The following is a 21,894-nucleotide window of genomic DNA, read 5'->3' as shown; positions in this document are numbered from 1 at the left end:
GCGAACGATGAACGATCGGATTACGGAATGGGACGGAGGCTGGCTGCAGGTTAAAGTGCCGCTTCCGTATTCGTTAAAATGGGTAAACGCATATTTGCTGCCCGAGGGAGAAGCGGGCTGGACGGTGATCGACCCGGGGCTGCGGCTGGAGGAGACGGAAGCGTTCTGGGAAGAGGTGATGAAGAGTCGCAATCTGGCTTGGACGAGCATTACCAGCATCGTCGTCACCCATCATCATCCCGACCACTATGGGATGGCCGGGTGGTTTCAGGAGCGCACCGGCGCCCCGGTCTGGATGTCCCCGGTCGCGCTGTGCAATGTGCGCCGGCTATGGGGAGAAGGGGAGACGTTCTCGGACGAGTTGAGTGCAGCATTGCTGCGCCATGGATTGCCGGCAGAACTGGGCGAAGCCATGCACGGGCATCTGGCCGGTTTTGGAGAGAAGGTGTCGCCGCATCCGGGCGAAGTGCGGCTCGTTTCGCCGGGAGAGACATTCGTGATGGGCGGCATCGAATGGGAGGTGCATGGGGGAGAAGGCCATGCGCCGGGCCATCTGCTCTTCTACGATCGGACGAGCTGCCGATTGCTTGGAGGAGATCAGGTGTTGCCGGACATCTCGCCTAACATCGGCTGGATGCCTGGGGGAGATCCAGACCCGCTGCTGTCTTTTCTGGACAGTCTGCGGAGGCTCCGATCGCTGGAGGTGGGCATTTTGTTTCCAGGCCATCGGAATCCTTACTCCCGTTACCGCGAGCGGATCGACGAACTGCTCGATCATCACATTCGGCGGATGAACAAGATGGCGGAGCTGATCGGAGACGGAGAGCTTACCGCTTTCGAAGTGTGCGAGCTGTTGTTCGGAGCCAAGCTGAGAAGCAATACGCACAATTTGCGCTTTGCGCTGGCGGAGACGATCGCCCATCTTGTCCGGATGGAAGCCGAGGGGATGATCGTCCGAATTGTCCATGAGGGAGCGCCCGGCGAGGCGGCGGAGCGCTGGCGCCGGCAGTGAAGCTGAACGGACGCAAAAATAAACAAGGCCCATTCGCTAAGTGCAGCAATCGACTTGGCGGATGGGCCCTGCTTGTTAGGCTAGTGCAAAAAGTCCGGGTTCATCACCGAGACGGCGGGTCTTATTCTCCGCTTTGGCGGGCCGCTTCCTCGCGCTCTGCCTGCTTGCGGTGGGCAATACGGCTCGAAGCGGACGCGGCGATGGCACCGACGATGTCGTCCAGGAAAGTGTGGGTCGCTCCGCTGCTCTTGTCGTTCAGCTTTTTCAAAATGCCGGGCTTCAGCTTGTCGACATATCCGAAATTGGTCAGGCCGATGCTGCCATAAACGTTAACAATGCTTAAAGCCAATATTTCATCGCAGCCGTAGAGTCCTTCGTCGTAGGCGATCATGTCCTGCAGGGGCGGCAGAAGCTTGCCTTCCTCCGCGAGCATGTCTAGCTGAATGCCGGTTAGCACCGCATTCTGCACCTCGCGCTTGGACAATACCGCTTCGACGTTGAGGACGCACTCGTCAAGCGTCAAATCCGGGAAGTAATCTTTTTGCAGCAGCATGACGAGCTGTCCGATTTGCTCCTTGGTTACGCCACGTTTCGTCAGCCATTCTTCCGTCGCTTGCGCGACCTGTTTGCTGTTAAGGCGGTACACGTTCGGTTGGGACATTCTCAACACCTCTTTCTGAAGCCTGTCGGCCTCCGTTTGAACTCAAATGGGACAAACTAACATATTTGCGCCAAGGGCTCGTATACATAGTACTACAAATAGAGTTCCGGTGAAACGGCAGTCTATTCGACGGTCCCAATTCAAGGGAGGTTAGTTCATGAGAAAGACACTGTATCGTAAGACCATGCTGAGAAAATGGGCGCTGCTCCTGCTGCTTGTTCCGCTGCTATCCGCCTGCAGTCTGGTTGGAGGAAAAGATGGAAACAATTCCGCCCAGACCAGCATCGATCCTCCACCGAGCGATCTGGAAGAGGTATGGATGCAGGACGCCGAGCAAACCGCAATCGCGGATGTCGGCGAGATGATTACCGTCTATTTGCTTGACCGCAACGAATATTTGGCTCCCATGTCGCTTAGGGTGGACCAGCAGCCGGCCAACCCGGTTTCCGGAGCGGAGAAGGCTATCGCTTGGATGACCGCCAACCGGCAACTGGCGGACCAGTTGCCGCCGGGATTTGTAGCCGTGCTGCCGGAAGGGACGAAGGTCAACGCAGTAACGGAAAATGCCGCCGAGCAGACGATATCCGTCGATTTCGCCGCTCCGCTGCCCGGAATTCCCGCCTCGCGGGAGCGTAAGGTAATCGAAGCGCTTGTCTGGACGCTGACGGAGCTGCCCGGCATCGACAAGGTAAAGCTGTCTGTCGGCGGCCTGCCGATCCGTTCGCTGCCTTCCTCAGGCTTGCCGGTAGACGCCGTCTTGACCCGCGGACTCGGTATCAACGTGGAGAAGGGCAAGGACGTTCAGCCGACCTATGCGATGGGCGTAACGCTGTACTTTTCCTCGCAGACGGCGGACGGGGAAGGCTACTTTGTCCCTGTTACGAGGCTCGTCAACCGTCAGGAAGACGCCGCGAAGGCGGCGCTTGAGCAGCTGATCGCGGGTCCGCAGAACACGAAGGCGCTTCAGCCGGTGCTGACCCCGGACGTCTCGATCGAGAAGCTTGTCCGCATGGCCGATACCGTCAACGTTTCTTTGAAGGACGCCGCAGGAATGCCGAAGTCCGAAGTGCCGTCCAGCATGATGGAGGCCCTCGTGCTTACGCTAACGGAAGCGACGGATTTGCCTCAGGTGAGCGTCGTCATGAACGGGGACGATTCTTTCCTGGATTCGGACAAACGCACGTATGACCGTCCGGTTACCCGTCCGCTCTACATTAACTCGCTTGCCCGCTGACCATTGATTCGATTAACCGGCTGCGCCTGACTCGGATTCCGAGCGAGGCGCAGCTTTTTTCAGCGATGGCGGCAGTGGTTCGGATGCTTTTGCGTTCAACCTCTGGTAGAATGGGAAGGATTGAGTAGTTGGGAGGTTAATCAATGAGATCCGATGGCAGACAACAAGGCGAGCTGCGGTCTTTCGCAATTGCGCTGAACCCGAATAAATATGCGGAGGGCTCCGTGCTCATCGAAGTCGGGAACACCAAGGTGCTATGCACGGCGTCCGTGGAGGAGAGAGTGCCTCCATTTCTTAAAGGGCAAGGCAAGGGATGGGTAACTGCGGAATACGCCATGCTTCCCCGCGCGACGCATACCCGCAATCATAGGGAATCCGCCAAGGGTAAGCTGACGGGGCGGACGATGGAAATTCAGCGCTTGATCGGACGGGCTTTGCGCTCTGTCGTCGACCTGCATGCGCTCGGGGAGCGGACGATTACGCTCGATTGCGACGTGCTTCAAGCGGATGGAGGAACGAGAACGACGTCCATTACGGGCGCTTTTATTGCGCTTGCACTGGCGATACATAAGTTATCGGGCACGATTACGTTTGAGAAGTATCCGTTGACGGATTACTTGGCTTCGGTCAGCGTGGGAGTTATACAGAATCAGCCGGTCGTTGACTTGAACTATGAAGAGGACTCCAAGGCGAAGGTCGATATGAATGTCGTCATGACGGGAGCGGGCGCTTTTGTCGAGGTACAGGGCACGGGCGAGGAGGCGCCGTTTACGCGACAGGAGCTGGATCGGATGCTGAGCTTGGCGGAAGCCGGAATTCAGGAGCTGATCGCGCGGCAGAAGGAAGCGTTAGGACAGGCCGGTGCGCGGATCGGCGGTGGCGGTCAATGATTCGCAAGGGAGACACGCTGCTGATTGCGACGAGAAACCGGGGGAAAACGAAGGAGTTCCGCGAAGCCTTCGGTCAGCTTGGAGTGATTGTCAAGGATCTGAACGAGGTTGAAGGCATTCCGGACATCGAAGAGACGGGAACGACATTTGAGGAAAACGCGACAATTAAGGCGAAGGCGGTTGCCGCCCTGGTCGGAATGCCGGTGCTTGCCGACGATTCCGGGCTGATCGTCGACGCTTTGGACGGAGCGCCGGGCGTATACTCTGCCCGTTATGCGGGCGAGCCGGCCAGCGACGCCGCCAACAACGAGAAGCTTCTGCGAGAGCTCGGGCGTGTGGTCTCTTCAGGCGACCCGCTGCCTGAAGCGGGCGAAGATGTCGCGGCGCTGAGCTCGGCCAGGTTCGCATGCTCGCTGGTGCTGTACGATCCGTCGGACGACAGCAAGCTGGCGGCGGAAGGCTACGTCGAAGGACGGATTATGAATCGTCCTCGCGGCAGCGGCGGCTTCGGCTACGATCCGCTGTTCTGGCTGCCTTCCCTGCAGCGCGGTATGGCCGAGCTGACCCCGGAGGAGAAGAACCGGATCAGCCATCGCGGCGTAGCGCTGAGGAAGCTGCTGGCGCTGCTTGCGGATAAAGAGTAAACCTAGAGGGGCTGTCCCATAAGCTAAGTTGCTTGAGATGATCATTACACCAAGTAAGAGGTATGTACCTGCTGTAGATGCTGTAGATTGCCTCATTCGCTCCCGAAATTACCCTGTGACGGGTTTACCCATTCAGATTTCGGGAGCGTAGAGCATCGGAAGGAGGTACATACCCCTTAACCTTTAGTATAGATCATCTTTGAAAGCAACTAAGAGAGCTTATGGGGCAGCCCTCTTTTTGCAAAGCGGACCTAGTCCCGCTATTATCGACTCCTTCGCTACAAAACCAACTTGACCTTATAATGCCGCAGCCAGAAATCCACCTGCAGCAAGTAGGCGAACAACTGAGGGCCGGACATGAGCTGGCCGAACCACGGAATATGGGAGCCGGCATCGCTCGCTGCGGCCAGCTCGCGGATGCGGGCGGTGTCGACCAACGGGAGCAGCGGGGACGACGGATCGTCCAGCTTTTCCAGCAGTCGGTCTCTTACAGCGGCGAAATAGTGCGGATTGTGCGTTTTCGGATACGGACTTTTTTTGCGATAGAGCACATCGTCGGGCAGCACGCCCTCAAGCGATTTGCGCAGAATGCCTTTCTCGCGCATGCCCGCCGTCTTGATCTCCCAAGGGATGTTGAACACATATTGGACGAGCCGGTGATCGCAAAAAGGCACTCGAACCTCGAGGCCGACGGCCATGCTCATTCTATCCTTGCGGTCGAGCAGCGTAGGCATGAAGCGGGTAATGTTCAAATACGACATGCGCCGCATCCGCCGGTCCGCTTCGCTCTCTCCGGGAAGCTGCGGAACCTCGGCGACGGCTTGTGCGTAGCGGTCGGCCAAGTATTCTTGCGGTCTGAGCTTGGCTCTGAGCTCCGGAGATAGCAGGCTGGCCCTCAAATCCGTCGCAAGCGACCAAGGAAAAGTCTCCGCCTTAAGCGCATCCTCTCGATGAAACCACGGATAACCGCCGAAAATTTCGTCGGCGGCCTCGCCGGAAATCGCCACCGTCGCCTCCTTTTTAATCTCCCGGCAAAATAAATACAAGGAAGCGTCGATATCCGCCATGCCGGGCAAATCCTTCGCCAGCACCGCAGCGTCGAGCGCTCCCGCAAGCTCCGGCGTATCGAACTGCTTCGGATGATGAATCGTCCCCAAATAGTCGTTCATCCGCTTGATCCACGGGGCGTCCGCGTTCGGCTGAAAATCGTGGGCCTGAAAATGCTTGTCGTTATCGACATAATCGACCGAAAACGTATGAACCCGGCCCTGACCCGTTCTATCGTAGTAGTCGACCGCAAATGCGGTCAGCGCGCTGGAATCGAGCCCTCCGGACAGCAGCGTACAGATCGGCACGTCGGAGACGAGCTGCCGTTCGACCGTGTCAGCGAGCAGCTCGCGCACCGCTTCGGCCGTACTTGCGACATCTTGCTCATGCTCCGCGCTTTCCAACTGCCAGTAGGCGTGCAGCTTCATTCCGTTGCGGTCGTAAAGCAGACAGTGTCCGGGCTTCAATTCGCACATGTCCTTCCATACCCCGTGTCCCGGCGTGCGTGCCGGACCGATGACGAACAGCTCCGCCAGTCCCTCTGCGTCGATGGTCGCCTCCACATCCGGGTGAGCCAGAATCGCCTTTGGCTCGGAGCCGAACAACAACCGTCCTTCCTCTCGGCGGTAGAACAGCGGCTTGACGCCGAGACGGTCTCTGGCCATAAATAATTTTTGTTCCGCCGTATGCCACACCGCAAACGCGAAAATGCCGTTAAGCCGATCCACGCAGCCCGGTCCCCATTCCACATACGCCAGCAGCAGCACTTCGGTATCGCACGTCGTGCGAAAGCGATAACCAAGAGTCTCCAATTCCCTGCGCAGCTCCGGTGCATTGTACAGCTCACCGTTATACACAAGCACGCAGTCGTGACTGTCCGAGTCCTTGGCCGGACGAATCATCGGCTGTGCTCCTCCCGCGGGGTCCATCACGCTCAGGCGGCGGTGCCCGAAAGCGCAATAACGGGAAAGCCACGTGCCTCTAGCATCCGGACCTCGCGGTTCGAGCGTTTCCGTCATTTTCTCGATCGTATTCGCCTGTCTCGTTAAATCCGCATTCCAGTCTATCCAACCGGTAATACCGCACATCGGTCTCCCCCTCCTTTCTAAAAGGTAGTTCAAAAAGTCCGATTTTGATCACGATGCTTCTCCATGAAGCAGACTCGGCATCGAATCTTGAACTCAGCCGGACCTTCCGGTACTCATGTAGGTTTTCCTACACTCCGTTCCTCAGTTCCTCGCTTTCGATCAAAGAGCATTCGAAGCATATTCAGATGGATATGACGAAAAAGGGCATAAGATGTATGTCCGCGAGGAGAAAATAGACGGAGACTACGCCCCCGTCAGCGGGGAAAGGAGTCCGACGCGCATGAATGACGCCGATACGCCGGAGGATGGCAAAAGAATTTATTACGTTGCGGTGGGGCCTGGACAAATTTTGACGGATCCCGAGACGGCCGCCTTCGAATTCGCGATTCGGGCTACCGAAGCGGAGATCGACAAGCTGGAAGAGAAACCACATCGAATCGATGAACATTTTGCAGTAGCGGGGAGGTGAGACAGCGGTGACAGACCAATTCAAGAAAAATAAAGGCAATCAAATCGCCCATAAGGGCGAGGAATTTGTCGAGGAGACGCTCAAAAACAATATCGCCCATTCTGCGATGAACAATCCGAAAAGACTTGACCGGATCAGACGAGGCTGACTTAGCGAGCCGCTCCGCCCTTTACGGGCTGGGCGGCTTCTTTGCGCTATGACGATTTACAGCTCTTCCCGGCTGGTGTACCCTTTTACTTATGTAGATGTTTAAAAGTAGGAGGAGATAGCGTGTCATTAGTCGGAGAAGAGCGAAAAGCTTACATTTTGCAGCAGTTGAATTTGGAAGGAAAGGTCAGAACGTTCGATCTCGTCAACGAGCTTAAGGTGTCGTCGGAGACGATTCGCAAATATTTGGAGGAGCTCGAGGCGGACAACAAGCTGAAACGCGTATACGGCGGGGCGCTGAAGCTGGACGAATCCCGAGAGGAGCCGGCCTATCAGAAGCGGGAGGCGATCAATTCCGAGGAGAAGCGCAGAATCGGCTTGGCTGCGGCAACTCTTGTGGAGGACGGAGACGTCATCTTTATCGACGACGGTACGACAACGCTGCCAATGATTGACGGCATACTGGGTAAAAAAAATATTACGGTGTTGACGATCTGCGTCGCCGGCATGTGCAAGCTGATCGATTATGCGAACCGAGGCTTGTTCAGCGGCAAAATTTATTTCATCGGCGGGGAGATCGATGCGTCGCAGTCCCGTTCGACCGGAACGGTCGCAGTCCGGATGGCCGAGTTGTTTTATTCCGACAAGGCTTTTATCTCCGTGGACGGGCTAACGGTCGAACGTGGGCTGACAGGCTTTGACACCCCGAGAGGCGTGCTTGCCCGAAAAATCATCGAACATGCGAAGCAGACGATCGTCGTAGCCGACAAGACGAAGTTTGGCCAGGCCCAACTGTTCAAGATTTCCGATCTGCAGGATATCGATCTTGTCGTCAGCGACGTCTCCGCTCCTCCGGAGTGGAAATCTGCCCTGAAGGCGAAACAGGTCACATGGATTAAAGCCGAATAAGGACTATTTCCAGGCTACGAGAATGGCGCCGATGGCGATTAATGCGACGCCGGCCGAATTGATCCATGAAATTCGTTCTCCAAGAAAGAAAAAGGCAAGCAACACGGCCAGCACAACGCTGAGCTTGTCGATCGGTCCGACCTGGGACACCTTGCCCCCCTTAAGGGCCAGAAAATAAAATAGCCACGACAGCGCCCCGGCAGCCCCGCTGAGCACGATAAACGACAGCGCCTTTTTTTGCGTGAAAATTTCGCCGAGCTGAGTGAACTTTCCTTGAACAACGACGACACCGAGAAGGAAAAGCGCCATAATGACCGCGCGGATAGCGGTTGCCGAGTTGGCATCGACATCCTTTAATCCGATTTTGCCGAAGACGGCGACGAGGGCCGCCGTCGCGGCGGATAGCAGTGCATAGATTAGCCACATTCCGATCTCTCCTCCAAGGTTAGGACAGACTTTTGACCATATGCCAAAAAGGTTTGTCATGAATCTTGATTTCCTTGTTCGCACGGTAGCCAAGTTTAACATATAGAGCGTGCGCGCCTTCGTTCGTCTGATCGACGTTTAAGGCGATTTTGTCGTGGCCCAGCTCCCTGGCTCTGTTTTCGGCCGCCGCGATGAGCTGTTTGGCATATCCTTTGCCTTGCTGCGAAGGGTCGACGGCGATCGCGTCGATGTAATACTCGTCCTCATCCGCTTCGTCATCGATCGTAATCGCCGGATTTCCGCTCTTGCGGCTGAGATGCTCCAGAACGGGCTTGTAAAGCCGCTCCGCGTCGCTGCCGTGATAACACAAAATCATCCCGACGGGAATGCCGTTTTCTACTTTCGCCAGAATGCAGGAACGGCTAAAACGGTTGCCTTCAGCGTCGATGAACGCCTCCAACTGACGCAAGACGTCTCGTTCGGAGGATTCCCCTGTCAGTTGGTAAGCGATATCCTGTATAGCCAGCAGGATAAGGCGGGCGAGGGAGGAAGCGTCGCGCTCGCCGGCTGCTCGAATGGTCATCATGATCACCTTCATTTTCTTTAACATTCTTAAATGATCTTAGCTTGTTAGGGGGGCAATTTCAAATCTTTAGCGGGAATAAAGCGCGTCCGTCTGTACCCTGGAACAAAAATAGTCGACAAAAAAGGGTTGCGCGACATCCCTTTATATGCTAATATACTTTTTGCGTGTCTCAGTAGCTCAGCTGGATAGAGCAACGCCCTTCTAAGGCGTCGGTCGGGGGTTCGAATCCCTCCTGGGACGCCATTTATGAAGACACATTCGTTTGGACGATACATAAGAAGCCCATACCCTTCTGAGCGAAGGTATGGGCTTCTTTCCTTGTTGCCCTCTGGGACGGATGGCAACGGGATCGTGACGGCGGCAGCTAATCGTCCCAACGCTCGGGCTCGGACATGAACCAGGCAATATGCGTGCAGCGCTGGCAGACAAGAATCGTGGCGTTCCGGTTCGCCCAATCCAAGCCGAAGAAGGTAGCCCCTCTTGAGTTGAGCTGTCTGTAATCTTTATCGAAAGTGTCGTTCCTGCAGCAGGGACAGACAATCATTGCGCCGTCGGCTCTAAATCTCATATTCAACAGCTCCTTTGCTGGGGGAATCGTATATAGTTATGTACGATTTGGCGCGCGAATAGTTGCATGTTGCTGAGAACCCCCGCTGCGGCAGTCGCCGCGGCGGGGGTTCTCAGCAGAAGCAACATTCGCCATCTAGAGTGGAATTAGAGTCGTCATCTGCGGCGATTGGGAGGTGTAGCTCTTACCAGATGCCAGCACCGGCACGCAAGATAATGACGAGAAGGATAAACAACACCAGCGCGAATGCTGCCGCGCCCATGCCGCCGCCGCCGCCGTAGCAAGGACCAACGCCTGCGCCTCCAACCGGGTAACTCATGCAATCACCACCCAACTGCGAAGATTGAAGTCATGTGATAGCTTATGTGGAGGCCAATATACGGCCAGTGCATTCGCACAGATTGCAAATAATCCACGTCAGCCCACGCCAATTCGACGGCTTCGTCATATATGCCGGCAGGCTGCGCGAAAAAATGATTGCCGAACCGGAGGTACGTCAAGCAAAAGTGACGCAGCAGGGGGCGAAAAGGCGGTGAAAGGTGCCCCTGAGCGGGTTTTCAGACACGCCCTAAAGCGATTTTTTCTTTTAGAATGCGTTCATGCTATAATTTTGCAGACGATGTGCGTTTCAAATGCCGGTACAGGTGGAGGAGAACTGCCCACATGACGGATCAACCGAAAGATAATCTGGTGCTGTTTCCGAAAACGCTGGATTATTATCAAATACAGCTGACGAAAATGCTGGAAACGGAGCGTTACGGCGAAGCCAAAGCGCTGCTCGGCTTCCTGCTTCAATGCAGGGGGGAAGCGGAGCGGCATCATACGGAATGGCAGGCGCTGCTCGGGTGGCTCGACGCCGCGTTCCCTACAGCCGAGGGAGATTTGGATTACGAGGCATGGATGCAGGGCGACGAGCAGGAAGACGAAGGCGAAGAGGAAATTTTCAAGCGCAGATTGGCGGAGCGTACCCAATCGGATGTCAATTACATACCTGAGCTACTGGCTTCCTTGCACAATGGCGACGACCCGGGACAGCAGATGCTCATTTTGGCGCAATTGCAGCATCTTTTTCATCCGGACATCGACAGCTCTCTCAGACAGTGGCTAGCCCGCGAGGAATATATCGCCCCCGTGCAGTTTCGCGCATTACAGGCGATCCGGAAACAGGGTGGAAGCGGGCCCGTAGCGTTCTGGAGAGACGGAGAGAGCTTGACCGTGGAGGCGGCGGATACGCCGTTAAGCTTCGCGGAGTTTCCCCAAGGGATGCATCAGGCGCTGGAACGGGTGAAGCAGTCGGCGGAGGTGTCGGACCCGACTCTTTCCTACTTCGCGGAAGAGACGTGGAAGGATTGCGCCGAATTGGCCTACGGGACGCCGATGTTCAAAGGCATGGCCGAGGACGACGACGGCTCCTCGGACGTCTGGGCGGCCGCGCTTCATCAGCTGTTGATGGAGAGGCTGCACGCGAAGATGAACGACGAAGGCATCAGAGAGCAGTACGGCATTACCGATGAGCTGCGCTTTCGTTACGAGCAGGCGCTGCGCTGGCTTAGAAGCTATGCGATGGAGCCGCAAATTACGGATTAATTACCGATCGATGAAGGATTATAACGGTTTGTGCCTTGAACCGAGCGCAATGTTGTTCTATAATGGAATGGTTTATGTGATTTGTCGCATCGCAGCGGCAAGATGTTACGGAGGGGAAAGCATAATATGACAGCAAATTGGGAAAAAATAGAGAAGAACCTCGGCGTTCTTGAAGTTGAAGTGGACGCGGAGCAAGTCACTCTGGCATTGGACAAAGCATTCCGCAAGGTCGTTCAGAAAGTAAACGTACCGGGCTTCCGCAAAGGCAAAGTGCCGCGCGCGATTTTCGAAGCTCGTTTCGGCGTTGAAAGCTTGTATCAGGACGCGATCGACATTTTGCTTCCTGAAGTGTACACGAAGGCAATCGACGAAGTCGGCATCGAGCCGATCGATCGTCCGGATATCGACGTAGAGCAATTCGCTAAAGGCCAATCCTTCAAGTTCAAAGCGAAAGTTCCGGTAAAGCCGGAAGTGAAGCTGGGCGAATACAAGGGCGTAGTCGTCCCTGTAGAGAGCGCGGAAGTAACGGAAGAAGAAGTGAACGCGGAGCTTGAGCGTCTGCAACAGCGTCACGCGGAGCTGGTCGTCGTTGACGAAGGTCCGGCTCAACTGGGCGACTTCACTTCCATCGATTTCGAAGGCTTCCTCGACGGCGTGCCGTTCGAAGGCGGCAAAGGCGAGAAGCATTCTCTGGAACTCGGCTCCGGCTCGTTCATTCCGGGTTTCGAGGACCAAGTTGTCGGCCTGAACATCGCGGAAGAGAAGGACATCGACGTTACCTTCCCTGAAAACTATCAAGCGGAGAACCTGGCCGGCAAAGCGGTCGTGTTCAAAGTGAAGCTGCACGAGATCAAGCGTAAAAACCTGCCGACGCTCGACGACGAATTCGCCAAAGACGTAAGCGAGTTCGACACGCTGGACGAGTTCAAAGCCGACCTGTCTAACAAGCTAGGCGAGCGTAAAACGAAGGACGCCGAAGCGGCTCGCGAGACGGCGATCGTCGACAAAGCGGCGGAAGCGGCCGAGCTGGAAGTTCCGGAAGTGATGATCGAGACCGAGATCGGCGCTATGCTGAAGGATTTCGAAAATCGTCTTCGCCAGCAAGGCATGACGCTCGACCTGTACTACCAGTTCAGCGGCCAGGACGAAGCGGCCCTGAAAGGGCAAATGCGCGGCGACGCCGAGAAGCGCGTTCGCAGCAACCTTGTGCTTGAAGAAATCGCCAAAGCGGAAAACCTGGAAGTGTCCGAAGAGGACGTAAACGAAGAGCTTGACAACCTGTCGAAGCTTTACAATCGTCCTGCGGATGAGCTTCGCGGCATTTTCTCCGCGAACGGCTACCTGGACAACCTGAATGCGGATCTCAAAGTTCGCAAAGCCGTGAAGTTCCTCGTAGAAAACAGCAAATCCGAGTAATCTGCGCAACAAAGACAAGGCACGTGCAAATCGCGTGCCTTATTTTTCACCCTGAATACATACGAAATGCCAAGAGTTGGAACGACGAACGCCCGAAAACGGCCCGTCAACATGACATTCCGATTTGAACGTGTTAAACTATTACCGAGATTCGAACGTCTATTGAGAAAAGGGGTTGGTAACATGCTAGTACCTATGGTCGTCGAGCAAACGAATCGCGGAGAGCGGTCGTACGACATCTACTCAAGACTCTTGAAGGACCGCATTATTTTTCTCGGAAGCGCGATTGACGACGATGTCGCCAATCTCATTATCGCTCAGCTGTTATTCCTGGCGGCGGAAGACCCGGAGAAGGATATTCATCTGTACATCAACTCCCCGGGCGGCTCGGTAACGGCCGGCATGGGAATTTTCGATACGATGCAGTTCATCAAGCCTGACGTATCCACGATCTGCGTAGGAATGGCCGCCAGCATGGGCTCTTTGCTCCTGACGGCGGGCGCGCCCGGCAAGCGCTTTGCGCTTCCGAACAGCGAGATCATGATTCATCAGCCGCTTGGCGGGGTAAGAGGTCAGGCATCGGATATTAAGATTCATGCGGATTGGATCGTCAAGACGAAGCAGAAGCTGAATCAGATCTACGTTGAGCGAACCGGCCAGCCGTACGAGAAAATCGAACGGGACACCGACCGCGATAACTTTATGAGCGCGGAAGAAGCGGTCGCTTACGGTCTGGTCGACCGGGTCATCACCCAGCCGACGGCTGTCGACAATCCGCAAGCTTAAGAAGACAACAACTTCCCGCGACTTTAATAAGTCCGCTTTTCAGCTTCTTGTGATGCGGCGTGATCAAAAGCGGACACTAGGAGCGGTTGAATAAGGAGGGTATACATGTTCAAGTTCAGCGACGAGAAAGGCCAGTTGAAGTGTTCGTTCTGCGGCAAATCGCAGGATCAGGTAAGAAAGCTGGTTGCCGGCCCCGGCGTCTATATATGCGACGAGTGCATCGAGCTGTGCACGGAGATCGTGGAGGAGGAGCTCGGCCACGAGGAAGAGCTCGATCTGAAGGACATTCCGAAGCCGAAGGATATTCGCAACATTTTGGATCAATACGTCATCGGCCAGGAGCAGGCGAAGAAATCGCTGTCCGTTGCCGTATACAACCACTACAAGCGCATTAACTCCCAAGCCAAGATCGAGGACGTCGAACTGCAGAAGAGCAACATTATGCTTGTAGGTCCTACAGGCTCGGGCAAGACGCTGCTTGCGCAGACGATGGCCAAAATTTTGAACGTACCGTTCGCGATCGCGGATGCGACTTCGTTGACGGAAGCCGGCTATGTGGGCGAGGATGTCGAAAATATTTTGCTTAAGCTGATCCAGGCTGCGGATTACGACGTGGAGAAAGCGGAGCGCGGCATCATCTACATCGACGAGATCGACAAGGTGGCCCGCAAATCCGAAAATCCTTCGATCACGCGCGACGTGTCCGGAGAAGGCGTGCAGCAGGCGCTGCTGAAAATTCTCGAAGGTACGGTCGCTTCCGTGCCTCCGCAGGGCGGACGCAAGCACCCGCATCAAGAGTTTATCCAGATCGATACGACCAACATTCTGTTCATCTGCGGCGGCGCTTTCGACGGCCTGGAGCAAATTATCAAACGCCGGATCGGCAAAAAGGTAATCGGCTTCAGCTCCGTCCTCGAAGGACAGAAGGATATGAAGCCGGGCGAATATTTGTCGCTTGCGCAGCCTGAAGATTTGCTGAAATTCGGGTTGATTCCCGAGTTTGTCGGCCGTCTTCCGGTCATCTCCACGCTGGAGCCGCTCGACGAGCCGGCATTGGTTCGCATTCTGTCCGAGCCGAAGAACGCCCTCGTCAAGCAGTATCAGAAGCTGCTGGAGATGGACAACGTCAAGCTCGAATTCGAGAGCGGCGCGCTGGAAGAGATCGCTCGTGAAGCGATCAAGCGGAACACGGGAGCGCGCGGACTTCGGGCCATTATCGAGAGCGTTATGCTCGACGTAATGTACGATGTGCCTTCACGTGACGATGTGGTCAATTGCTTGGTCACCGAAAAGGCGATCAAAGACAAGGTAGCGCCGGAGCTGACGACCAAAAAAGGCAAGAAAAAAGAAGAAAGCGCGTAACGGGAGCAGGACGGAAGCCGCAAGGCCTTTCGGCCGCCGCGGAATTCGCCTAGATTGCCGGTTCCACCCCGCCTATGCGGGGTGGACTTTGGCGTATACAGGGGAGAAATTTTATGTACAAACGTACGGACACCGTCGCTGTGCAAGTCGGCAACCTGACGATCGGCGGCAACAACAAGGTCCTATTGCAAAGCATGTGCACGACCAAAACGGCGGACGTGGAGGCGACCGTCGCCGAGATCAAACGGCTGGAGGAAGCAGGCTGCCAGCTCGTGCGCGTTACCGTCAACAACAAGGAAGCGGCGGAAGCGATCAAGGAAATTAAACGGCGGATCAGCATTCCGCTCGTTGCCGATATTCATTTCGATTACAGATTGGCTCTGCTGGCGATTGAGAACGGCATCGACAAGGTGCGGATCAATCCCGGCAACATCGGTCGCCGCGAGAAAGTCGAAGCGGTCGTTAAGGCGTGCAAGGAACGCAAAATTCCGATCCGCATCGGCGTGAACGCCGGCTCGCTGGAAAACCATCTGCTGGAGAAGTACGGATACCCGACGGCAGACGCTATGGTTGAGAGCGCGCTATTCCATATCGGCATTCTTGAGGAGCTTGATTTTCACGATATTATCGTCTCGCTTAAAGCTTCGGACGTGCCTATGGCGATCGAAGCGTATACGAAAGCGGCCGAAGTGATTCGATATCCGCTCCATCTGGGCATTACCGAAGCCGGGACGCTGTTCTCCGGCACGATTAAGAGCTCAGCGGGGCTTGGCGTGCTGCTTAACCACGGCATCGGCAATACGATGAGAATTTCGCTCAGCGCCGACCCGGTTGAGGAGATCAAAGCGGCGAGAGAACTGCTCAAGGTGTTCGGTCTGATTACCGACGCTCCGACGCTTATTTCCTGTCCGACCTGCGGACGGCTCGATATCGACTTGTTCGCCGTGGCAAACGAGGTTGAGGAATATTTGTCCAAGCTTAAGGTTCCGATCAAGGTATCCGTTCTCGGCTGCGCCGTCAACGGTCCGGGTGAAGCGCGCGAAGCCGACATCGGCATCGCCGGCGCTCGTGGCGAAGGCATGCTGTTCCGCTACGGGGAGATGATCCGCAAGGTGCCGGAGGCGGAGCTCGTCAGCGAGCTGAAGAAGGAAATCGACCAGATCGCGGCGGCTTACGCCGAGACAGGGGTTATACCGGGGAGGAGACATGGCTAAGCTGAAGAGGCTGGCGGTTGCTGCAATCGGTCTGGGGCTGCTTGCGGCTGCCGCTTGCGGTAAAGCCGAAAACTCCCATGAGGAGCATCTCTCCCACGCGCCGAACGGAGATCTCAGAGAAATTACCGCTTCCGTAGATAAGATGCCTTCTTTTCTCGAAGAGCAGCCGGAAGCGGTGAGGCTGGCCTACCAGATTGCCGGTACAATAGAGGATACGCTGCAATGGATTCCTTGCTACTGCGGCTGCGGCGACAGTGCAGGACATAAGAGCAATTTGAATTGCTTCATCAACGAAGTTCGCGCAGACGGCACGGTCGAATGGGACGATCACGGCACGAGATGCGGCGTCTGTGTTCAGATCGCCGTCGAATCGGCCCAGATGAAGCAGCAGGGCAAATCGAATTTGGAAATTCGCAAGCTAATCGACAGCAACTATCAAACTGGATACGCCAAGCCTACGGACACGCCAATGCCTGCGGCGTGACGGGCTTGTCGTTTATCGGTTCAAAGGGCGTGAACGAATTCGTCTTCGATAAGCAAAAGATCCGGGAAATGAGCGACGATGCGACGTATTTGCGCGGCGAAGCTTATTTTCGTTCGGGTCAAGTATTGGCCGTCAGGATGGAGTCGGACAGCGAAGCAAGCTACAAGGCCGTCGTAAAGGGAGCAAACAACGAGAAATACGAAGTTGAAGTAGAAATCGGCAGGGACGGGGAGCTGAGGGCGTCATGCGGGTGCGAGGCTTATGCTCCCCTCTCCTACTGCAAGCATATCGTCGCCGTATTGTTGAAGCTGGGTGAGGGGGAGAGATTGCCTGCGGAGGAGGAAGAGATGTCCGGGAAGGACGTCCATCTGACGAAGCAGGTTATCTTTTTGTTCGATCGGGCTTTAAGCCGTCGTACGGAAGCTTCCATGCAGACGCTGGAAGACGAGACTTGGGATAAGCGAACGCTGGCGACGGAATTCGGATTTAAGCTGGTGAGAAGCTTCGGCGGCCGCACAATGATGGCCGTTTCGATGAAAATCGGGCTGTCCCGCATGTACGTCGTTCAGAAAATCAAAGAGTTTCTGAAGCATATCGAGAGCGGCACGCAGATGGCGTTCGCCAAGCACTTCTCGTACGATCCTTCGGAGCATTCGTTTAACGAGCATGACGAGGCGTTGATAGGACTGCTGAAGGAAGCGATGCATGCCGAAGAAACCTACAAGGATCTGCTACATTCCTTGTCCTCCTACTCTTACCGGGAGGAAAGAATATTGGCCGTTCCACCTGCCGTATGGGAGAGAATGCTGCCTCATTTGGTGCATACGAACGTTAGCTTCGAGGATAAGCTCGGCGTTCACCGCATGGAGCTGGTCGACGGGGAGCTTCCCGTTGCGGCGCGTCTGGATAAAGCCGGAAGCGGTTATCAGCTTGTGTTCGAAGGCTTGAACGACATCGTGCTGCTGGATGAGTACGGCGTTGCCGTCTCGGGAGGGCTTCTGTTTCGAGCCGATTCCGAGCGGCTTGGACGACTGGCGGAATTGCAAGAGCTTTTTCGCTACGAGTCGGGCACCAGGCTGTTCATCTCTCCGGAGCAGATCGAACCGTTTATCGATCGAGTCGTGCGCGAGCTAAAGACGATGATTCGGGTAGACATCTCTCCTCATATCGCCGATCGGATCGTCAGTCCACCTCTTAACGCCCGCCTTTATTTGGAGTTGGAGGAGGACCGGCTGCTGGCGCGGTTGGAATACGTGTACGACGATATCGTCATTAGTCCGCTTCCGCAGAAGGCGATCAAGAACGCTCGGGAGGACGTTCTGCTCATGCGCGATCTCGACCGGGAGCATCGTATTATGGCGTTGATCGAACGAGCCGCCTTCAAGTTTAACGGCAAGGACGTCTACTTGGATCAAGAGGACGACATGTACGATTTTCTGTACGACATTCTTCCGCAGCTTGGAGACGACGTGGACGTCTATGCGACCGATGCGGTTCGTGCGGTTATGCGCGAAGTCGAGTACGAGCCCCGCGCCCGGCTGGACGTCGACGTGGGAACGAACTGGCTCGAAGTCTCCTTCGATATGGAGGGACTGGAGGAAGAGGACGTTCGCAGCTTGATGCGGAACCTTCAGGAGAAAAGGAAATATTACCGACTGCCCGACGGACGGTTTCTATCTCTCGAGCAGCCCAGCTTTCGCGATATTAGCAGGCTGTTCGAGGATCTCGACTTCCACCGGTCGGAGATGAACGGGACGCGGATGCGCATGCCGGCCGTTCGCGGCTTCCAGCTGATGGACCGCTTCAGCGGCGCCTCCCGCGGAGTTCAAGTCGGCAAGTCGCTGCGGCAGCTGTGGGACAATCTTCGTCATCCCGACAATCTGGATTTCAAGATTCCGTCCGAGCTTGAGCCGACTTTGCGCGACTACCAGAAATTCGGCTTCCACTGGCTGAAGACGCTGTCCCATTACCGTCTGGGAGGCATTCTTGCCGATGATATGGGGCTGGGCAAGACGATACAGAGCATCGCTTATATCGTCTCCGAAGCGGCTGTTCCTACGGAAGAAGGCGGGGCGCCGTCGCCGGTGCTGATCGTCTGTCCGGCATCGCTGATCTACAACTGGGAGCGGGAAATCAAACGGTTCGCGCCCGAGCTCAGGACGATCGTCGCGGCCGGCGATCCCCAGGAGCGGGGCGGACTGATGGACGATGAAGGCTCTCGGGAAACGGATGTTTGGATCACCTCGTATCCGCTGCTGCGTCGCGATATCGACTGGTACGAGAAGCGGACGTTTCGGGCGTTGTTCCTGGACGAAGCGCAAGCCATCAAAAACTACGCTTCCCTGACCGCCCATGCGGTCAGGCGTCTTCAAGCCGGACAGCGGTTTGCGCTTACGGGTACGCCGATCGAAAATTCGCTCGACGAGCTGTGGTCGATCTTCGAAGCGATATTCCCGGGCCTGTTCGGCAGCCGCAAATCGTTTAACGAGCTATCGCGAGACAAGGTCGCCAGAATGGCGCGGCCGTTCATTCTTCGCAGGCTCAAGAGCGATGTGCTGAAGGAACTGCCCGACAAAATCGAAAGCGTGCAGCCGTCGGAGCTGTCCGGCGACCAGAAACGGCTCTACCTGGCTTATCTGGAGAAGCTGCAGACCGAAGTGGTGCGGGATTTGTCCGAGAACGGCGGCTTCCAGCGCAATCGGATGAAAATATTGGCCGGGCTGACCCGGCTGCGACAGCTTTGCTGCCACCCTTCACTGTTTCTGGAAGGCTACGAAGGCAGCTCCGGCAAGCTGGAGCAACTGCTTGAGCTCGTCGAGGAATGTCGTTCGGCCGGCAAGCGGATGCTCGTATTCTCGCAATTTACATCGATGCTCGACATCATCCGGCAAGAGCTGGACGGAAGGGACGTACCTTACTTTTATTTGGACGGCTCTACGCCGGCCGCTCGGCGCTTGGAAATGTGCGATGCGTTTAACGGCGGGGAACGGGATATGTTTCTCATCTCGCTGAAGGCCGGAGGCACGGGACTGAACTTGACCGGGGCGGATACGGTCGTTTTGTTCGATCTGTGGTGGAATCCGGCCGTGGAGCAGCAGGCGGCGGATCGGGCGCATCGCATCGGACAGAAAAAGGTTGTCCAAGTGTTCAAGCTGGTCGCTCAAGGGACGATAGAGGAAAAAATACTGCAGCTTCAGCAGCGCAAGAAAGATCTGATCGAAGAGATCGTTCAGCCGGGCGAGACGTCTTTGTCCGCACTGACGGAGGACGATATCCGCGAACTGCTGGAGATTATATGACTATAGGTGCCGACATTCGGGCAATACTACCAAGTATAGCCTGGGCGTCGGTTTTTTTCTTTATGGCCGGTTAACGGAGTGAACGCCCGGATGCAGGATCGGGGAGGATGAAAGCAGATGAACTTAAGCATGATTTTGATGCTGATTCAAGTTTTTTTTGCCGTTGTGATCGGCATTTATTTTTGGAACCTGCTGCGCAATCAGAAGAGCAACCGCAGCGCGGTGGACCGAGAATCGCGCAAGGAGATGGACAAGCTGCGCAAGCTGCGCTCGATCTCCTTGACCAAGCCGCTGGCTGAGAGAACGCGGCCGGTATCGATAGCCGACATCGTCGGCCAGAAGGAGGGGCTGCGGGCGCTTAAAGCGGCGCTATGCAGCGGCAACCCGCAGCATGTGCTCGTCTACGGCCCGCCGGGGGTCGGCAAGACGGCAGCCGCCCGCGTTATTCTGGAGGAAGCGAAGAAGAATAAGCTGTCGCCGTTCCGGCTGGACGCGAAGTTTACCGAAATCGATGCGACGACGGCTCGCTTCGACGAGCGAGGCATCGCCGATCCGCTGATCGGCTCGGTTCACGATCCGATCTATCAAGGAGCGGGGGCAATGGGCGTGGCGGGCATACCGCAGCCGAAGCCGGGCGCGGTGACGAAAGCGCACGGCGGCATTTTGTTCATCGACGAGATTGGGGAGCTGCATCCGATTCAGTTGAACAAACTGCTCAAGGTGCTGGAGGATCGCAAAGTCTACTTGGAGAGCGCCTATTACCATGCGGAGGATACGAATATTCCGCTGTATATTCATGATATTTTTCAGAACGGCTTGCCTGCGGACTTCCGGCTTGTAGGCGCGACGACGAGGTCGCCGAGCGAGCTGCCGCCGGCGCTGCGCAGCCGCTGCATGGAAGTCTATTTCCGCCCGCTGCTGCCGGACGAGATCGGCGAGATTGCCGAGAACGCCATTCAGAAGATCGGCTTCGCTCCGCTACCCGAAGCGCTTGAGGTGGTGAAGAGATATGCGACGAACGGAAGGGAAGCGGTCAACGTCGTCCAGCTTGCCGCCGGGCTCGCCCTGTCCGAAAACCGCGAACAGCTGACCGGAGCGGACATTGAATGGGTCGTCAACAGCAGTCAGCTTCCCCCGCGTCCGGATCGCAAAGTGCCGGCCAAGCCGCAAGTCGGCCTTGTCAATGGCTTGGCCGTCTACGGCCCGAGCATGGGGGCGCTGCTGGAGATCGAAGTATCCGCCATTCCTGCGCTGCGGGGCAAAGGACAATTCAATATTACCGGCGTCGTGGAGGAGGAGGAGCTTGGCGGCGGACAGCGGACGCTTCGCCGCAAGAGTATGGCCAAGGGCTCGCTCGACAACGTGTTGACGGTGCTGCGCAGCCACGGCTTCCAGCCGGAAAACTATGACCTGCACGTCAACTTTCCCGGCGGCACGCCTGTAGACGGTCCTTCGGCCGGCGTGGCGATGGCGGTAGCAATCGCCTCCGCTATGACCGGGCAGCCGGTCGACAATAAGCTGGCGATGACCGGAGAGGTCAGCATTCACGGCTCGGTGAAGCCTGTCGGCGGCGTCGTCGCCAAAGTCGAGGCCGCATTCCAGTCGGGGGCCGATACGGTTCTCATACCGAAGGAAAACTGGCAGGCGATCTTCGAGGGGCTCGAAGGGGTCAAAGTCATTCCGGTAGATCGGATGGAGGACGTATTCCGGCATGTGTTCGGCGACGCGTCGGCGTGGACGGAGGAGAAGCAGCATCCGGTCGAGCTGCCTATGGCGGCCGATACGTTCGCGGCAGCTCCGTCAGGGTCGGTGCTGCACGCCGGAAAGCTGCCTTCGGACGCCCGCGCCCAGCCTGCCGAAGGTACGACGCGCTCGATTGAACGTTAACGCGATAGTGGGACGAGCGGTCGTATAGCCGGGAAGTCGGACAGTCGCTCAGTGGGGCGACCCCCATAAAAAAATCCGAGAGCAAAGCGCTGCGACGAAGCCCTTGCTCTCGGAGTCGCCGGAATCTTTCGTGACCTTAACTCCGGATACGGTTTTTCAGTAGTCATACGGGAAGGCA

The 21,894-nt window shown here is 56.3% G+C and carries 21 protein-coding genes and 1 tRNA gene; 16 read left to right on the top strand and 6 right to left on the bottom strand.

From position 1 onward, the window contains the following. The first annotated feature begins 7 nt into the window (after positions 1–7). Complete coding sequence (locus J4772_RS06880; protein ID WP_247741041.1) at positions 8–1,012, top strand: MBL fold metallo-hydrolase; 1,005 nt, start codon at positions 8–10, stop codon at positions 1,010–1,012. A gap of 121 nt (positions 1,013–1,133) precedes the next feature. Here the strand turns inward: J4772_RS06880 and J4772_RS06875 are convergent, their stop codons facing one another. Next, positions 1,134–1,673, bottom strand: a complete 540-nt coding sequence (locus J4772_RS06875) for a phosphatidylglycerophosphatase A family protein (protein WP_116059168.1) — start codon at positions 1,671–1,673, stop codon at positions 1,134–1,136. Between the two features lie 157 nt (positions 1,674–1,830). On the opposite strand from J4772_RS06875, the gene J4772_RS06870 reads away from it, so the two are divergent. The 3 genes from J4772_RS06870 (at position 1,831) to J4772_RS06860 (ending at position 4,441) form a co-directional block, all read left to right on the top strand. Further along, positions 1,831–2,907: a GerMN domain-containing protein gene (locus tag J4772_RS06870; RefSeq protein ID WP_209074650.1), complete on the top strand. Its 1,077-nt coding sequence runs from the start codon at positions 1,831–1,833 to the stop codon at positions 2,905–2,907. Positions 2,908–3,050: 143 nt separating this feature from the next. Further along, positions 3,051–3,797, top strand: coding sequence for a ribonuclease PH (gene rph / locus J4772_RS06865; protein ID WP_116059166.1), 747 nt, complete (start codon positions 3,051–3,053; stop codon positions 3,795–3,797). Further along, positions 3,794–4,441: an XTP/dITP diphosphatase gene (locus J4772_RS06860; protein WP_209074649.1), complete on the top strand. Its 648-nt coding sequence runs from the start codon at positions 3,794–3,796 to the stop codon at positions 4,439–4,441. Before rph ends, J4772_RS06860 begins: the two co-directional genes overlap by 4 nt. A 278-nt stretch (positions 4,442–4,719) precedes the next feature. On the opposite strand, the gene asnB is transcribed toward J4772_RS06860, so the two are convergent. After that, complete coding sequence (asnB, locus tag J4772_RS06855) at positions 4,720–6,576, bottom strand: asparagine synthase (glutamine-hydrolyzing) (RefSeq protein WP_209074648.1); 1,857 nt, start codon at positions 6,574–6,576, stop codon at positions 4,720–4,722. A gap of 211 nt (positions 6,577–6,787) precedes the next feature. Between asnB and J4772_RS06850 the strand changes: the two genes are divergently transcribed. The 3 genes from J4772_RS06850 to J4772_RS06840 all read left to right on the top strand — a co-directional run bounded on the left by J4772_RS06850 (position 6,788) and on the right by J4772_RS06840 (position 8,101). Beyond that, positions 6,788–7,045: a hypothetical protein gene (locus tag J4772_RS06850; protein ID WP_209074647.1), complete on the top strand. Its 258-nt coding sequence runs from the start codon at positions 6,788–6,790 to the stop codon at positions 7,043–7,045. A gap of 7 nt (positions 7,046–7,052) precedes the next feature. After that, entirely contained in the window at positions 7,053–7,193 is a 141-nt protein-coding gene (locus tag J4772_RS06845; RefSeq protein ID WP_181917466.1) for a hypothetical protein, read from the top strand. A 122-nt stretch (positions 7,194–7,315) separates the two neighbouring features. Then, positions 7,316–8,101, top strand: coding sequence for a DeoR/GlpR family DNA-binding transcription regulator (locus J4772_RS06840; protein WP_116059162.1), 786 nt, complete (start codon positions 7,316–7,318; stop codon positions 8,099–8,101). A 3-nt stretch (positions 8,102–8,104) separates the two neighbouring features. Here J4772_RS06840 and J4772_RS06835 read toward each other — a convergent pair whose 3' ends face one another. Continuing rightward, complete coding sequence (locus tag J4772_RS06835) at positions 8,105–8,533, bottom strand: EamA family transporter (protein WP_209077015.1); 429 nt, start codon at positions 8,531–8,533, stop codon at positions 8,105–8,107. Between the two features lie 13 nt (positions 8,534–8,546). Further along, positions 8,547–9,113, bottom strand: a complete 567-nt coding sequence (locus J4772_RS06830; protein WP_209074646.1) for a GNAT family N-acetyltransferase — start codon at positions 9,111–9,113, stop codon at positions 8,547–8,549. A 166-nt stretch (positions 9,114–9,279) separates the two neighbouring features. On the opposite strand from J4772_RS06830, the gene J4772_RS06825 reads away from it, so the two are divergent. Further along, positions 9,280–9,356: transfer RNA gene (locus tag J4772_RS06825), tRNA-Arg, on the top strand. A 121-nt stretch (positions 9,357–9,477) separates the two neighbouring features. Here the strand turns inward: J4772_RS06825 and J4772_RS06820 are convergent. Continuing rightward, positions 9,478–9,681 (bottom strand): hypothetical protein, encoded by a 204-nt coding sequence (locus J4772_RS06820; protein ID WP_116059160.1) that lies wholly within the window; start codon positions 9,679–9,681, stop codon positions 9,478–9,480. A gap of 184 nt (positions 9,682–9,865) precedes the next feature. Next, positions 9,866–10,000: a sporulation protein YjcZ gene (locus J4772_RS06815; RefSeq protein ID WP_116059159.1), complete on the bottom strand. Its 135-nt coding sequence runs from the start codon at positions 9,998–10,000 to the stop codon at positions 9,866–9,868. Positions 10,001–10,344: 344 nt separating this feature from the next. Here J4772_RS06815 and J4772_RS06810 point away from each other — a divergent pair, with 344 nt between their 5' ends. From J4772_RS06810 to lonB, 8 genes are all read left to right on the top strand, one after another. Next, positions 10,345–11,268, top strand: a complete 924-nt coding sequence (locus J4772_RS06810; protein WP_209074645.1) for a hypothetical protein — start codon at positions 10,345–10,347, stop codon at positions 11,266–11,268. A gap of 126 nt (positions 11,269–11,394) precedes the next feature. After that, entirely contained in the window at positions 11,395–12,684 is a 1,290-nt protein-coding gene (tig, locus tag J4772_RS06805; RefSeq protein ID WP_209074644.1) for a trigger factor, read from the top strand. Between the two features lie 183 nt (positions 12,685–12,867). Then, complete coding sequence (clpP, locus tag J4772_RS06800) at positions 12,868–13,470, top strand: ATP-dependent Clp endopeptidase proteolytic subunit ClpP (protein WP_116059156.1); 603 nt, start codon at positions 12,868–12,870, stop codon at positions 13,468–13,470. Positions 13,471–13,575: 105 nt separating this feature from the next. Then, positions 13,576–14,832, top strand: a complete 1,257-nt coding sequence (gene clpX / locus J4772_RS06795) for an ATP-dependent protease ATP-binding subunit ClpX (protein WP_116059155.1) — start codon at positions 13,576–13,578, stop codon at positions 14,830–14,832. A gap of 113 nt (positions 14,833–14,945) precedes the next feature. Continuing rightward, positions 14,946–16,046, top strand: a complete 1,101-nt coding sequence (gene ispG, locus J4772_RS06790) for a flavodoxin-dependent (E)-4-hydroxy-3-methylbut-2-enyl-diphosphate synthase (RefSeq protein WP_116059154.1) — start codon at positions 14,946–14,948, stop codon at positions 16,044–16,046. Next, positions 16,039–16,530, top strand: coding sequence for a PCYCGC motif-containing (lipo)protein (locus tag J4772_RS06785; protein ID WP_116059153.1), 492 nt, complete (start codon positions 16,039–16,041; stop codon positions 16,528–16,530). The genes ispG and J4772_RS06785 overlap by 8 nt, the downstream gene beginning before the upstream one ends. Before the next feature lie 5 nt (positions 16,531–16,535). Further along, on the top strand, positions 16,536–19,829 hold the full coding sequence (locus tag J4772_RS06780; protein WP_247741040.1) for a DEAD/DEAH box helicase: 3,294 nt from the start codon (positions 16,536–16,538) through the stop codon (positions 19,827–19,829). Between the two features lie 117 nt (positions 19,830–19,946). After that, on the top strand, positions 19,947–21,716 hold the full coding sequence (gene lonB / locus J4772_RS06775) for an ATP-dependent protease LonB (protein ID WP_116059152.1): 1,770 nt from the start codon (positions 19,947–19,949) through the stop codon (positions 21,714–21,716). Positions 21,717–21,894: the final 178 nt, after the last annotated feature.

The sequence above is a fragment of the Cohnella sp. LGH genome (assembly GCF_017671885.1).
Classification (GTDB): domain Bacteria; phylum Bacillota; class Bacilli; order Paenibacillales; family Paenibacillaceae; genus Cohnella; species Cohnella phaseoli.
This window is presented reverse-complemented; position numbering and strand designations above follow the sequence as displayed.

Excerpts from the sequence above, each read along its gene's own strand:
- J4772_RS06875 (WP_116059168.1), bottom strand. The coding sequence starts at position 1,673 with ATGTCCCAACCGAACGTGTACCGCCTTAACAGCAAACAGGTCGCGCAA.
- J4772_RS06810 (WP_209074645.1), top strand. The coding sequence starts at position 10,345 with ATGACGGATCAACCGAAAGATAATCTGGTGCTGTTTCCGAAAACGCTG.
- J4772_RS06785 (WP_116059153.1), top strand. The coding sequence starts at position 16,039 with ATGGCTAAGCTGAAGAGGCTGGCGGTTGCTGCAATCGGTCTGGGGCTG.
- tig (WP_209074644.1), top strand. The coding sequence starts at position 11,395 with ATGACAGCAAATTGGGAAAAAATAGAGAAGAACCTCGGCGTTCTTGAA.
- J4772_RS06870 (WP_209074650.1), top strand. The coding sequence starts at position 1,831 with ATGAGAAAGACACTGTATCGTAAGACCATGCTGAGAAAATGGGCGCTG.
- ispG (WP_116059154.1), top strand. The coding sequence starts at position 14,946 with ATGTACAAACGTACGGACACCGTCGCTGTGCAAGTCGGCAACCTGACG.
- asnB (WP_209074648.1), bottom strand. The coding sequence starts at position 6,576 with ATGTGCGGTATTACCGGTTGGATAGACTGGAATGCGGATTTAACGAGA.
- J4772_RS06830 (WP_209074646.1), bottom strand. The coding sequence starts at position 9,113 with ATGATGACCATTCGAGCAGCCGGCGAGCGCGACGCTTCCTCCCTCGCC.
- clpP (WP_116059156.1), top strand. The coding sequence starts at position 12,868 with ATGCTAGTACCTATGGTCGTCGAGCAAACGAATCGCGGAGAGCGGTCG.
- J4772_RS06815 (WP_116059159.1), bottom strand. The coding sequence starts at position 10,000 with ATGAGTTACCCGGTTGGAGGCGCAGGCGTTGGTCCTTGCTACGGCGGC.
- J4772_RS06850 (WP_209074647.1), top strand. The coding sequence starts at position 6,788 with ATGTATGTCCGCGAGGAGAAAATAGACGGAGACTACGCCCCCGTCAGC.
- J4772_RS06820 (WP_116059160.1), bottom strand. The coding sequence starts at position 9,681 with ATGAGATTTAGAGCCGACGGCGCAATGATTGTCTGTCCCTGCTGCAGG.
- clpX (WP_116059155.1), top strand. The coding sequence starts at position 13,576 with ATGTTCAAGTTCAGCGACGAGAAAGGCCAGTTGAAGTGTTCGTTCTGC.
- J4772_RS06880 (WP_247741041.1), top strand. The coding sequence starts at position 8 with ATGAACGATCGGATTACGGAATGGGACGGAGGCTGGCTGCAGGTTAAA.
- lonB (WP_116059152.1), top strand. The coding sequence starts at position 19,947 with ATGAACTTAAGCATGATTTTGATGCTGATTCAAGTTTTTTTTGCCGTT.
- rph (WP_116059166.1), top strand. The coding sequence starts at position 3,051 with ATGAGATCCGATGGCAGACAACAAGGCGAGCTGCGGTCTTTCGCAATT.
- J4772_RS06860 (WP_209074649.1), top strand. The coding sequence starts at position 3,794 with ATGATTCGCAAGGGAGACACGCTGCTGATTGCGACGAGAAACCGGGGG.